The sequence below is a fragment of the Haloferax sp. Atlit-48N genome (assembly GCF_003383015.2).
Taxonomy (GTDB): domain Archaea; phylum Halobacteriota; class Halobacteria; order Halobacteriales; family Haloferacaceae; genus Haloferax; species Haloferax volcanii.
The window spans coordinates 413,008-426,852 of sequence record NZ_CP137693.1; the positions used below are offsets into that span (position 1 = coordinate 413,008).

A 13,845-nucleotide genomic window follows, 5' to 3' on the forward strand; every position below is an offset into this window, starting at 1 on the left:
ACGCGGGGCGACGGCCTCAGACCGACCCGATGTCCTCTTTTTTCCGCATGAGGTAGAGGAAGTACGGTCCCCCGACGAGGCCGGTGATGATGCCGACCGGGAGCTGAATCGGACTCAGCGCGAGTCGCGCGCCCACGTCGGCACCGACGAGGAGCGCCGGCCCGAGGAACGCACAGCCGATAAGGAGCCGCTTCGAGTTGCTACCGACGAGGTTCCGGACCATATGCGGGACGATGAGGCCGACGAAGCCGACCAGTCCCGCGACGGCTATCGCCGCCGCCGTCGAGAGGATGGCGATACCGGCGACGGCGAAGCGGACCTTCTCGACGGGCATCCCGAGGGACTGCGCGGTCTCCTCGCCGAGGAGCAGCACGTCGAGTTCCTTGGTGACCGCGAGCGCGAGTCCGAGCGCGACGATGGTGAACGGGAGCGCGATACGCACCTGCGCCCAGTCGGTTCCGAGCAGCGACCCGGACAGCCACGCCTGCGCGGACATCACGACGCCGAGGTCGTTGATGAAAAAGAACATCGCGCGCTGGACGGAGCCGAAGACCGTCCCGACGACGACGCCCGCAAGGACGAGTCTGACCGGCGAGGTGCCGTTCTTCCACGCGATGAGGTAGACGAGGAGGAACGCGATTGCGCCTCCGACGGCGGCGAGCACCGGCATGAGCGGGAGCAGTCCCGACAGGAACGTCAGCGTGACGAGCACGACGAGCCCCGCGCCGTCGCTGATGCCGAGGACGTACGGACTCGCCAGTTCGTTTCGGGTGACGACCTGGAAGATTGCGCCCGAGACCGCGAGGTTGGCACCGACGAGGACGCCGACGAGAACCCGCGGCAGGCGAATGTTCCAGACGACGAACTGGCGCTGGGTGAACCATTCGGGGATGTCGCCGCCGAGCAGGAACGCACGCCACACGTCGGCGTCGAACATGACCGCCGAGTCGAAGACAGCACCCCACGCTTCGGAGAGGGTGAGGGGGTACGCGCCGAAGCTCACCTGTAAGAGCGTCGCCCCGAGGAGGACCGCGAGGCTGCCGACGATGACGAGGGCGAGCATCGAGTCGGCGTACCGGTCGCGCCACTCCGCGCGAACCGCACCGACCGCGTCTGTAACCTTGCTCATCGGGCGTCAGAAGTTCCCGTTGACGATGTCGACGAGGCGCTCGCGGTCGAACAGCTGTTCGTCTTCGGGCACGTCTCCGACCGCACCCGGCCACTCACCGAACTGGTCGGGATACACCATCTTGGCGACGGCTTCCGTCGAGAACATATCGACGATTGGGCCCATGTACTGCCCGGCGCTTCGGATGAGGTTGCCCTCCTGAACGGCCGTGAGCCGCTGTCCGCTCTCGTTGTTCTCGAACGGCTCGACGACGGTGTCGACGAACTCCTCGCGGGTCGAGGAGGTGAGCGCGCCCACCGCGCCGATGTAGTCGGGGTCGACGTTGATGAGCTCCTCGTAGCCGATGGGTCCCTCGGGGTAGCGTCCCTCGAAGGCGTCTTTCATGCCGACCCGGAAGTACGACTTGGTGTTGTTGCCGAGGCGGTGGAGGGGCGCGACGCGGAACTGGCCGGAGTCGGGGCTGACGCCGCGCCAGATGGCGGCGACGGTGGGGCGTTCGTCCTCCGGCGGGAGACCGGCTTCGATAGTGCTCATGAGGTCGTCGTGGAACGACTGCCACGCCTGGAACTGCTGTCGGCGCTGGAACACCGTTGCGACCTTCTCGAACGCCTCGTAGAGCGTGTACGGATTCGGCTCGTTGCTGACGGCGGCCGTCGGGGCGAACCGGAGAGTCGTACCGAGGAAGGGTCCGGTCTGGGATTCGACTTCCTCGTAGTCCGAGGCGTCCCAACTGACGTAGCGGCCGAGCGTGGCGCGGGCGATGAGCCACACGTCGGCGTCGGCAGCGTAGAAGTTCTCCTTGTCGAAGCCGGATTCCGCACCGCTCGCGAGCTTGGTGATTCGACTCTCGTCGAATTCGAGCCCGAGGAGGTCGTAGAACTTGAGCGGCGCGCGTTCGAGGCCGGTGGTCGCACTCGGATGGATGCCGAGCGCCATCCCCATATCGAGGAAGGGCCCGGAGGCGACGCCGTACGTCTCCGGCACTGCTTCGAACGTGTACGGGTCGTTCGGTTCTATCTCGACGGTGTACTGCCCGGCGCTCTCGGTCGTCTGTTCGGTCGTCGTCGACTCGGTGGCGGCCTCGGTTTCGGATTCCGCGGCGGCCGTCGACTCGGAATCCGCGCTCCCGCCCGCGGTACAGCCAGCGAGAGCCGATGCGAAGAGTCCTGCACTTCCTGCGAGTATCTGTCGTCTTCGAACCATATTATTTAGGCCTGCCTAAAGACAGATAACCGTTTCGAAGTTTAGGCAAACCTAATAACAGGATATCGCACGACAATGTCGGGCCACACGCATATTTCGACCGTAGATATAATGATTATAACTGTGGTATCACCCATCTCTAATCCGGGTTGTCCAGCTAGCGAATATCCAAATTATCAGATGGGGTTACTAACACTCTCGCGTCGGTTTTCGACGCTCGCGTCCGCGGTGACGGGCGTTCGGTCGTGTTACGTCGTGCTGTCGCGTTGAATGGATCGTCCCCTCCCGGGAGTTAGCCGGTGGACCGGTCGCAAACTGCTGTCGAAGTTGGGCTAATCCGTTCTCGCGTTTGTCGTCACCGCGCCGCCGTCCAGTCCAGCGCGACACGGTGCCAGTCTCAACCCTCCCCACGGAGTGTATTCGACCGACCACATCCACCCTATCTGAGTAATTCGAATAATTTGAATTTCCCGAACTACCTCGATTTGTGAATTATGTGGATTGTCTGGAGTACTTCGGTAGTGTCGGTACTGTCGATACGGTGCCCCACCGGGTCGATGCATAATTCGACAACAGGCCATTATCGACCAACTTTACAGTATTTAGATACTCTATCTAAGCCACATACTTCACATTATCTGAATTACACACAGTCTCGAAGTGTATCACCGCGGCCGCGGATTCGGGCGCGCGGAGTCAGTTGCCTAAACGTGCGTAATAAGGATATTGTAGATAACCTAAATTATCTATATTCGTCGAGTAATTCAATTAACTGCAATTCTGTGGCTCGTTCGTCGTCGTCGCAGTATCCACCCAGATGAGAGGAGATACATAATCTGTCTACTTCGGCTTATCATTATACGTCTCGTTATTCAGATTATTTCGCTATCGTCGGTTACCTCGATGGCCCACAGTCGAGATACTGTTCCACATCCAGATACTGTAAATTATTTAAATTACCAGAATTGCTCGGATGTCCCCCGGAACTGCACATCGTTGAGGAATCCGGTGGCGTTCGATTTTCCGGAAAATCCTACTAGCTCAGAATATCGAAAGAATCCACGGAATCAGAATAATTTAGATAACTCGACAAACCCGAATTACGACCCGCCGTTCGATTTAACTCGGTCTCGGGAGTGAGCACAGGCGACCGTGACGACGCACTTCGACGACTTCGACCACGAGAGACACATGCGCGAGAGTTTCGAACTCGCCCGAAAGGCGGCCGCTCGCGGCGACGAACCGTTCGGGTCCGTACTCGTCCGCGACGACGAGGTCATCATGCGCGACTCGAACCGAATCGTGACGGAGTCCGATATCCGACGCCATCCCGAGTTACAACTCGCCTATCAGGCGTGTCGGGAGTACGACGCCGACGAGCGAGCGGCGATGGTGATGTACACCAGCACGGAGCCCTGTCCCATGTGCGCCGGCGGAATGGCGACCGCCGGGTTCGCGCGCGTCGTGTACGGTGTCGGCGGCGACGAAATCGGGGAGTTCACGGGTTCGAATCCCGGCGTTCGGTCGGCCGCAGTTCTCGACGGCGTCACCGAGGTCGTCGGCCCCGTGCTGAACGACGAGGCCCGGCGGGTTCACCGGGAGTACGAGTGGTAGGAGCCAGCCAACCACCGCGACGAACGCCGACTCAACCGGAGCGCGAACGCCCGGAGCATCGGGCGTTTCGAACAGTCAGAAATTCAATAGTTCATTCGAATACCCGTATCAAATATCAATCACAGCTACATTCACAGGTCGACACCGTATCGACGAGCGTTCGGGCCCACTCGCTGAATCTGAATGTCGATACCGGCGGCGTATCTCCTCTAGCTGTATATTCACGGCTGACGAGGGCGCGTTCGAATCGAGCGACGTGTTCGGAACCGCTCCATCTCGTCTCCGAATCTCTCATTCGTGCACCAAACGCTGTTTGTGCTCTGTAATGGGTGTACTACTCAGTTCGGCGGTCGATGAGGTACGTTCGACGACGGCCGTCGTTCGCAATCCGAGCCTCCTGTATCTGACTATCTAATTGTTCTCTTAGTAATATTGAAAATTGATACGAACGGGGAACTCGGTGAAGCCACGTCAAGCTACGGACCGACCCGTCGTCGGCCGGTATCGAGACGAGACGTTGCGCTTGGACTGAGCGACAACGAGTATTTACATAATTCGAACGATGGTCTACCTCACGGCGAACCACCACAAAGCATTACAACCATATGCTTGTAATCAATTTTCACTTAATCCCATATATCTGTATAATGTGCACACATGACATCATACACATTTACATAATGTAAGTTAGTGATGATAGTGGTGATGAGGCGGTGCGGTGACCGAACGGTGGGGTGTATCGTCGGTCGCACTCGTCGGGTGAGCTCAGGAACGAAATCACGGCGAACCGCCCGAGTTCGACTCGAAGTTGGGCGAGTCTAAATATTTAATATGTTTCGCAAGAGACGTTTCGACTGTCGATATGAGTAGCGACAGAAACTACGAACGAGAGTTCGTACGGACGTTCTTCACCTCGCCGACGGCGGTCAGCGGCGAGAACTCGGCGAAGATGTTGCAGAGCGCGGCCCAACTTCGGGGGATGCAGGCCCCCGACACATGGATTCCGGACAACGAGGACGCCACGGCACCGTCGATGCGGGCCGAGGGCGTCCAGAACCTCGTCGAGGTCGTCTCCGAACACGGAGCCGACTTCCCCGGCGAGATTCACCCCCGCGTCGTCTGGCACCGCGACGACCCTTCGACCCGCTACGAGGGCTTCAAGCAGATGCTCGAAATCACCGACCCCGAAAACGGTGCGGTCGAGCACATCGACGGGTTCGTCATCCCCGAGGTCGGTGACCTCGACGACTGGAAGAAGGCCGACGAGTTCATCACCATCATCGAGAACGAACACGGTCTCGACGAGGGAAGCCTCTCGATGTCGGTCATCATCGAGAGCGGCGAGGCCGAACTCGCGATGAGCGACCTCCGCGCGGAGAAGGGCAAGCCCTCCAACAACCTCGAACGGCTGTTCCTCCTCGTCGACGGGCAGGTCGACTACACGAAGGACATGCGCGCCATGACGCCGACCGGCGAGCTTCCGGCGTGGGCCGAACTGCGGCACAACACCTCCCGCGGGGCCAGCGCCGCCGGCTGTATCGCCGTGGACGGCCCCTACGACGACATCCGCGACGTGGAGGGCTACCGCGAACGCATGGTCGAGAACCGCGCCATGGGGATGACGGGTATCTGGGCGCTCACGCCCGGGCAGGTCGTCACCGCCAACGAGGCACCCCTGCCGCCGAAGACCGGCAGTTGGCTCCTCGAACTCGACGACGACGAAATCGAACTCGACGCCGAGGACGGTCGACAGGTGTACGACGGCGACGAACTCTCGCTCGAACAGGTCGGCGACGACAGCTACGTGCTCCGCGTCGACGGCGAAGAACAGGAACTCGACGGCGAGGAACTCCACGAGGAGCTGCTCGACCTCACCACCTACGTCCCGAGCATGGACGACATCGTCGACTCCATGGAGGAGTTCGAGGCGGCCAAGGAGGCCGGCAAGGGCGCGATTGCGATGACGCAGGCGACGACGCTCGTCATCGACGGCGTCGAAGTCGACATCGCCAAGGACCGCATGTGGGACGAGGCGACCTATCAGGCCGCGATGACGCCCGTCGCCCTGTTCCAAGACGTGTACGAGCACCGCCCGGACCAACACGACGCCCTCGAGGAGATGTACGGCGAGGGCATCGTCGAGCGCGCGATGGCCGTCGGGACGGACGACTAACGACCAGCAGTCAGCCTGACAACGCCAGCCAACCCGCACCCGCCATTTTCGCGGTTGGTACCTGAGACGGCGGTGTTTGCCTACGAGAGCGCCGCTTCCAGCGACTCGACGGCGTTCAGCAGTTCGTCGGCGAATTCGCGTTCGAGTCGCGTCATATCCACCTGATACTTCGGGCCGCCGACGCTGAGGCCGCCGACGATACGCCCGTCGCCGTCGTGGACCGGCGCGCCGACGGCGATGAGATTCGGCGCGAACTCCTCGTCGACGACGGCGTACTCCTGAGTCGCGATTTCGTCCAACGCGTCGAACAGCCGGTCGGCGTTCGTAATCGTACCCTCCGACTCCCGCGGCAGGCCCCAGTGGTCGACTATCGACGCCACCTCGTCGCGGTCCAGTTCCGAGAGGATGGCTTTCCCCGCGGCCGTGTTGTGCAGGTGGTACTCCGACCGGTAGCGGATGCCGTTCGCGTCCCGTCCCTCGTCGGTCGACGAGCCGTAACACATGAGCAGCCGACCGTGTTCGAAGATAGTGAAGTTCGCCTCTTGGCCGGTCGCGTCGGCCAGTTCGTCGACGACCCGCTCGACGACCTCGTCGCTCGGATACCGATGTCGGGCGCGCTCGCCCAACAGCGCCACCCTGAAACTGACGCGGTAGACGCCGTCGCGCTTGACCAGATACCGACTCTCCAAGAGCGTGTTGAGGTGACTACAAATGGAGCTTTTCGAACTGTCGACCATCGTGTCCAGTTCAGCGAGTGTGAGACCGTCGTGTTCCAGAATGAGGCTGAGAATCTCCAGCGAGGCCTGGGTCGTCTTGAGCCGTCGCCCGGTCACGTTCTCAATCATACACCAATTATTATCATGATGGTTCATAACTGTTGCCATAATGTAAATCAGCTGAACTGCCCCGCCAGCCCGGTCAATCCGGGCATGTTTCTCTCGTATTCCCGCGGGAACAAACGAAATAGAACGGTGGGATGCGTCGAACGCTGTTCGGTTCGCGTGCGTCGTGGCTGTTCGGTCGGCCGTCAAATCGCCCGCGACCGTTTCACCCAGCCGATTCGCGTGATTGCCTCCGCGCCGAGTTGGCCGAGGAGGCCCGCGGCTTCGAGGTCGTGTTCCTCGAACGCGTCGACGACCACGTCGCCGGCGCTGAGCACGCCGTGGCTCCCGATGGGGACGTACAGCCCCGATTGGAGCGCGCCCCGACTGTGGTCATCTTCGGTGTGCTCGTGGTTCGCGTGGATGACCGGCTCGCCCGTCCGGTACGTCCGCGCGGCCGGCGTGTCCTCGCTGACCGAGTAGTTCGGCCGGTCGCCGGCGCGTTCCAGACACTCCTCGGTCGCTTCGATGGTTTGGAGCATGTTCCGGTTCTCGTCGACCAACCGGACGGTCGTGTTGACGAGGCCGAGGACGTTCTTCGCCGCGTCGGCCAGTATCTCCGCCACCTCCGCCTTCGAACTCGCGTTCCGTAACTCCTGGCTCGTCCGGCGAAGAATCTCGATGCGCTGTTCCTGACGCTTCGTGTCCGTCACGTCCCGCACGACACCGTAGAGCGTGACCGTCTGACCGTCCTCTACCAGCGGGTCGCACGAAAGCCGTATCGACCGCTCGGTCGTTCGCTCGCTCGCGTACCGCACGTCGATAGCAAAGGGCTCGCCGTGTTCGATAGCGTCGCCGAGGCGAACCAACACGCCGTCTTGGTCGCCTTCGGCGTACTGCTCGACGACGTCCGAGACGGTCGGCGTCGCCGCCGCGTCGAACCCGTGTATTCGCTTTGCCTCGTCGCTCCACCACAGTTCGTCGCGCGACACGTCGTAGGACCACACGCCGATACCGGTCAGTCGCTGGAGGCTCGCGAGCAGTTGGTCGACCTCCGTCTTGGACGCCGTCGGGATGGCGCGCGCCACGTCAGTTTGATTCCAGTTCGGTGACCTGACCATGAATGAGGATACGTACCGAGGACGCGACTATAAATCCCCACGTCGGTCGTGAGAGCCGTTCGGGGGACGAGAACGTGTCGCAACACCAGAGGATTTAATCCGTGCGTATGTGTATCATTGATGATGGCAGTTGAAGACGTGCTCGACTCCCCACGGGGAGGAGAGACATCGGCGACGACGCTCGACGTGGACCGTCCGGACGCGACGGCCTACACTGCACTGGCGACGGAGTTACGGGACCGCGTCGACGGCGACGTGAAGTTCGACGAGTACGCGCAGGTGCTGTACGCGACCGACGGCAGCATCTATCAGGCGCGACCCGCGGGGGTCGTCCTGCCGAGGGACGCCGACGACGTTCGCGCCACCGTGGAGACCGCGGCAAACCACGGCGTCCCCGTTCTGCCACGCGGAACGGGCTCCTCGCTGGGCGGTCAGACCGTCGGACGGGGCTGCGTCGTCATCGATTTCACGAAGTACATGGACGATATCGTCGATATCGACCCGCAGGCGAGGCGTGCCACCGTCCAGCCGGGGTGCGTTCAGGACCACCTCGACGCCGCGCTCGCGGACCACGGCCTCAAGTTCGCGCCGGACCCCGCCTCCTCGAATCGCTCGACCGTGGGCGGCGGCATCGGCAACAACTCCACGGGCGCGCACTCGGTCCGCTACGGCATCACCGACGCCTACACCGAGGAGTTGGAAGTGATTCTGGCCGACGGCTCGCTGATTCACACCCGCGAGGTCGTCCTCGACAGCGACGAGTACGACTCGATTCTCGCCCAAGACGACCTGGAGGCGAACATCTACCGGACGGTCCGGGCGCTCGTCGAGAACCACGAGTCAGAAATAGAGAACAAGTATCCGAGCCTCAAGCGCTCGGTGTCGGGGTATAACCTCCAGAAAGTCATCTACGAGAACGACGACGGCGAGGCGGTCATCAACCTCTCGAAGCTGTTCGTCGGCGCGGAGGGCACCCTCGGCGTCATCGTCGAGGCGACCGTCTCGCTCGTCACCAAGCCGGACGAGACGGCGCTCGCGCTGTACTGCTTCGACGACCTCGTGGACGCGATGGAGGCCGTCCCGGAGGCGCTCGAATTCCCCGTCAGCGCCGTCGAACTCATGGACGACGAGGTGTTCCGCCTCGCCCGCGAGTCGGAGGGCTACGCCGAGTACGCCGAACCCATCCCCGAGGGCGCGAAGGCGGCGCTGATGCTGGAGTGGGACGACGAACTCGTCGACGACTTCGAGGCCGCGGTCGCGGACACGAACGCCCACTTCGTCGACTCCGGCGCGGCGTTCGACGTGCTCGAAGCCTACTCCGAGGAGAGCCAAGGCCGACTGTGGAAGCTCCGCAAGGCGGCGATTCCGCTGTTGATGAGCCTCGAAGGCGACCCGAAGCCGTACCCGTTCATCGAGGACGCGACCGTCCCGCCCGAAGAACTCGCGGAGTACGTCCAGAAGTTCGAGGACGTCCTTGAGAACCACGGCACGTCGGCCGCGTACTTCGCCCACGCCGGGTCGGGGACGCTCCACATCCGCCCGATTCTGAACCTCAAGGAGAACGAGGGTATCGAGAAGATGCACTCCATCACCGACGACGTGACCGACCTCGTCGTCGAACACCACGGGGCCTTCTCGGGCGAGCACGGCGACGGGATGGCCCGGACCGAGTTCAACCCGAAGATGTACGGACCCGAACTCTGGGGCGCGTTCAAGGAACTGAAGACGGCGTTCGACCCCGACTGGCTGTTCAACCCCGGAAACGTCGTCTACCGCGACGGACCCTCGGACCCCGGCCCGGACAGCGACCGGGGCGTCGGCGCGGACATGCGCGAGAACCTCCGCTACGGTCCTGACTACCAGTCCGTCGAGCCCCAGACCGACCTCGACTTCGACGACGAGGGCGGCTTCTCGCACCTCGTCGAACTCTGTAACGGCTGTGGCACTTGCCGGCAGACCGACTCGAACACCATGTGCCCGACCTACCGCGCCTCGAAGGAGGAGGTCCAGACGACCCGCGGGCGCGCGAACATGCTCCGGGCCGCCATCTCGGGTGAACTCCCCGAGGACGAACTGTACTCCGAGCGCTTCCAGACCGAGGTGCTGGACCTCTGTGTCGGCTGTAAGGGCTGTCAGAGCGACTGTCCGACCGGCGTCGACATGGCGAAGCTGAAATCCGAGGTGAAACACCAGTACCACCAGAAAGAAGGCACCAGCCTCCGCTCGCGGGTGTTCGCCAACGTCGACACGCTGTCGAAACTCGGGAGCAAACTCGCCCCGCTTTCGAACGTCGCCGCGGAGCTTCCGGGGAGCCGTCTCCTGCTGGAGAAGGTTCTCGGCATCGCCAGCGAGCGCGACCTGCCGAGTTTCAGCAGCGAGTCGCTGGAGGAGTGGTTCGAGGCCCGCGGCGGGTCGTCGGTGCCGCCCGCCGAGGCCCGCGGGAAGGTGCTTCTGTTCCCCGACACCTACACCAACTACAACTACCCCGAACCCGGCAAGGCCGCGGTCGAGGTCCTCGAAGCCGCGAACGTCCACGTTCGGATTCCGAGCGACCTCGAATCGAGCGGTCGCGCCGCGTTCTCGATGGGGATGCTCGACACGGCCCGCGACCGAGCGCGACACAACGTCGGGCGACTTCGCCCCTACGTCGACGACGGCTGGTCGGTCGTCTTCGTCGAGCCCTCCGACGCGGTGATGTTCCAAGACGAGTATCTCGACCTCCTCGACGGGACGGCCGTCGAACTCGTCTCGGGGTCGGCCTACGGCGTCATGGAGTACCTCGACGCCGCGCGCGCCGACGACCACCTCGACTTCGACGCCCCCGCCGAGACGCTGACGTACCACGGCCACTGCAACCAGAAGGCGACGAACAAGGACCACCACGCCGTGGGCGTCCTGCGACGCTCCGGCTACGCCGTCGACCCGCTCGACTCCAGTTGCTGCGGGATGGCCGGGTCGTTCGGCTACGAGGAAGAGCACTACGAACTCTCGAAGGGCATCGGCGAAATCCTGTTCGGACAGGTCGACGACAGCCCCGGCGACGTCGTCACGGCACCCGGCGCGTCGTGTCGCTCCCAACTCGGCGACAGACCCGGCGAGTCCCGCCCGCCCCACCCCATCGAGAAGATGGCCGAAGCCCTCGACTGACCACGCCACCGACAGCCGACAGCCGATAGCCTGACGCGCTCCCCCCGAACCAGCCAGCCTGACGCGGTTCACGAACCAGCACCGAACTCGCCGCCTTGCACCCGCGGCGACGTTTCGTGCCGCCGGTCCCCACCCGCGGAGCCGACGTTCACGGCCGGCGATACTTATTACTGACAGCAGCGGCTGCGTAGAGACGACGATGCTAGACGTACTGGAGACCGTCGAACTCTCGACCGCGTTTTTCGCCTCGCTCGGCGCGCCGGGGCTGCTGCTCGTGGCGTTTCTCGAATTCTTCTTGCTACCCGTCCCGCCGGACTTGGTGCTGGTCCCGCTGTCGGCGACGAACCCCGGGTTCGCGCTCCCGTACGCAGTCGTTGCGACCGTCGGGTCGGTGTCGGCGGGGCTGGTCGGCTTCCTCATGGGCAAGAAAGGCGGCCGGCGCGCGCTGGACTCGCGGTTCGCAGGCGAGCGGATTCACAAGGTGGAGCGCTACTTCGAACGCTCGGGGTTCGTGACGGTCGCGTTCGGGGCGTTCGCGCCGATTCCCGAGGGGTACGAACTGCTCTCCATCGGGTCGGGCGTGTTCGACCTCGACCTCCGGACGTACCTCGCGGCGTCGGTGCTCGGCCGCGGCGGGCGGTACACTCTCGAAGCGATACTGGCGGTCTACCTCGGTGAAGCCGCCCGGTCGCTCACCGAGGTCGACGTGTACTCGATTATCGGCGTCGCCACCGCGGTCGTCCTCGTCGCGTACGTCGTCCGCAATCGGTGGTTCTCGGACCGCTCGGCCGAGCCGGTGCAGTAAGTCGGCGGAACCGAGGTCAGGCGACTTCGTCGCCGCTTCGCCACTGGTCGATGACTTCGAGCAGCACCTCGGTTTCGAGGGTTTCGTTGCGCCAGTCACCGACCGCGTCGGTCAGCCCCGTCGCGTCGACGACGTTCTCCTCGTTCGCGTAGTCCGCGACGGGGTTCTCGACGACGAACGGAATCATCATCTTGTTGTCCTCGTGTTCGAGCATGTGGCAGTGCCACGGGAACTGTCCGGTGTAGCCCTCGAACGTCACGAGTATCCGCACGCGTTCGCCGGGGTCGACGCGGACGGTGTCTTTCGGCCCAAGTTCGTTGGGGTCCGGCGGTTGCGTCCCGTCGGGTCCGCGGCCGATGACTCTGAACGTGACCAGATGCAGGTGAATCGGGTGTCGCCCGCCCGACTCGTTTTGCAGTTCCCATATCTCGGTCGATCCGAGTTGCGGGTAGACCGGCGCGTCCTCGTCGCCGAAGACGTGGCCGTTCAGCGTGTGCGTGATGAGGCCGTTTCGAACCTCGGTCCCGAGCGTCATCTCGCGGGTCACCCGCGCGTCGCTCTCGTCGTACGAGGCCGGCGTCGGAAGCGACAGACTCGTCGGGTCGGCGCTCGCGTCCTCCGGCGGCGTCGACGGGTCCGAGACGCGGAACTCGACGAGGTCGGTCAGTTCGGGACCCATGTCGGCCCCGTTGGCGAGCGTGAGCGTCTCGCCCGCGTGGTCGGAGAAGTCGACGACGAGTTCGCCGCGCTCGAACGGCGTGAGCAGCAGGGAGTCGAGGTCGCCGTTCGGGCCGATGGGGACGACCGATTCGAGGAAGCCGTGACCGGGGGCGAACTGGTACATCGTCGGGACGCCCGACCCGCTTTCGCTCTCCAGTTGCAGGTCGAACGAGCGGTGATTCGCGCCGTTCAGGATGCGGAACCGGTACCGCCGCGGTTCGACCTCGACGTACGGCCACACGGCCCCGTTGACGACGGCGGTATCGCCGAGGAACGCCGAGACGAACTCCTCGGGGTAGTGCAGCGAGCCGTCGTCGTTGAACTCCTTGTCTTGCAGCAACAGCGGGATGTCGTAGTCGCCCGACGGCAGGCCGAGTTCGCGCTCCGCGTCGGTCGTAATCGAGTAGAGACCGAGAAGCCCGGCGTAGGCGTTGAGTCGCGTGATGCCCAGCGTGTGGTCGTGGTACGTCGACGTCGTTCGCCCCTGTTCCATCGGAAGCTCCTGCCACGCCGAGTCGAACCGCGGTCCCTCGACCCCGCCCGGCGAGGTCCACATATCGGACTGCCCGTCGTTCGCGGGGTCGAGTTCGAGGCCGTGGAAGTGCGTGACGGTCCGAACCTCCGGCACGGGACCGTCGTAGCCGGGGTGGTTCTCCGCGGTCGTGCCGCCGAGTCGGTCGTCGACGGGAAAGAGGTGTTCGCTCGGGAGGCCGCTGTTGTCGAAGCGAACGTGGACCGGGCTCCCGGCGTCCGCCTCGATGGTCGGGCCGGGATACGACCCGTCGAACCCCCAGACCGTCGTCTCCGGCAGGTCCGGGTGAAGCTGTTGGGTGAACTCGGTGACCGCTATCTCGTACGCGTCCGCGCCGTCTCGCTGTCCGTCGGGCTCTCGAACCGACGGAATCGGAAGCGGTTGGACGAACTTCTCCAACGTCGGTGACGCCGCCGACACCTCCGTCGTCGTCTGCGGGAGCGTTCCGGCGATGCCGAGGGCTGCGCCTGTCTGTAAGAACCGCCGCCTAGACCAGTCTGTCATGATGGACCCTGAACTACGACTTGGGAGTTATTATATTAAATCTTCTGAATGTCCGAATCAGGCCCGAGAACGGGCG

General features: G+C 63.4%; 9 protein-coding genes. 4 read left to right on the forward strand and 5 right to left on the reverse strand.

The window, feature by feature from the left end; translation table 11 throughout:
* Positions 1-16: 16 nt before the first annotated feature.
* Both DEQ67_RS19745 and DEQ67_RS19750 read right to left on the reverse strand, forming a co-directional pair.
* Positions 17-1,129 (reverse strand): FecCD family ABC transporter permease, encoded by a 1,113-nt coding sequence (locus DEQ67_RS19745; RefSeq protein WP_115891552.1) that lies wholly within the window; start codon positions 1,127-1,129, stop codon positions 17-19.
* Positions 1,130-1,135: 6 nt separating this feature from the next.
* Positions 1,136-2,332 carry an ABC transporter substrate-binding protein gene (locus tag DEQ67_RS19750; protein ID WP_004041336.1) on the reverse strand — a complete coding sequence of 399 codons (1,197 nt, stop codon included), beginning with the start codon at positions 2,330-2,332 and terminating at the stop codon, positions 1,136-1,138.
* A gap of 1,191 nt (positions 2,333-3,523) precedes the next feature.
* Here DEQ67_RS19750 and DEQ67_RS19755 point away from each other — a divergent pair.
* Complete coding sequence (locus DEQ67_RS19755; RefSeq protein ID WP_115803685.1) at positions 3,524-3,946, forward strand: nucleoside deaminase; 423 nt, start codon at positions 3,524-3,526, stop codon at positions 3,944-3,946.
* Positions 3,947-4,808: 862 nt separating this feature from the next.
* Positions 4,809-6,119: a malate synthase AceB gene (aceB, locus tag DEQ67_RS19760; RefSeq protein ID WP_004061992.1), complete on the forward strand. Its 1,311-nt coding sequence runs from the start codon at positions 4,809-4,811 to the stop codon at positions 6,117-6,119.
* Between the two features lie 80 nt (positions 6,120-6,199).
* On the opposite strand, the gene DEQ67_RS19765 is transcribed toward aceB, so the two are convergent.
* Together DEQ67_RS19765 and DEQ67_RS19770 are read right to left on the reverse strand one after the other, a co-directional pair.
* Positions 6,200-6,964 carry an IclR family transcriptional regulator gene (locus DEQ67_RS19765; protein ID WP_004041333.1) on the reverse strand — a complete coding sequence of 255 codons (765 nt, stop codon included), beginning with the start codon at positions 6,962-6,964 and terminating at the stop codon, positions 6,200-6,202.
* A 182-nt stretch (positions 6,965-7,146) separates the two neighbouring features.
* The gene (locus DEQ67_RS19770) at positions 7,147-8,028 is read right to left on the reverse strand and encodes a GAF domain-containing protein (RefSeq protein WP_004041332.1); all 882 of its coding nucleotides are present in this window, start codon (positions 8,026-8,028) and stop codon (positions 7,147-7,149) included.
* A 153-nt stretch (positions 8,029-8,181) separates the two neighbouring features.
* Between DEQ67_RS19770 and DEQ67_RS19775 the strand changes: the two genes are divergently transcribed.
* The gene (locus DEQ67_RS19775) at positions 8,182-11,208 is read left to right on the forward strand and encodes an FAD-binding and (Fe-S)-binding domain-containing protein (protein WP_115803358.1); all 3,027 of its coding nucleotides are present in this window, start codon (positions 8,182-8,184) and stop codon (positions 11,206-11,208) included.
* Positions 11,209-11,407: 199 nt separating this feature from the next.
* The gene (locus DEQ67_RS19780; RefSeq protein WP_008606005.1) at positions 11,408-12,013 is read left to right on the forward strand and encodes a YqaA family protein; all 606 of its coding nucleotides are present in this window, start codon (positions 11,408-11,410) and stop codon (positions 12,011-12,013) included.
* Positions 12,014-12,029: 16 nt separating this feature from the next.
* Here DEQ67_RS19780 and DEQ67_RS19785 read toward each other — a convergent pair whose 3' ends face one another.
* Positions 12,030-13,685: a multicopper oxidase family protein gene (locus DEQ67_RS19785; protein WP_115891593.1), complete on the reverse strand. Its 1,656-nt coding sequence runs from the start codon at positions 13,683-13,685 to the stop codon at positions 12,030-12,032.
* Positions 13,686-13,845 lie beyond the last annotated feature (160 nt).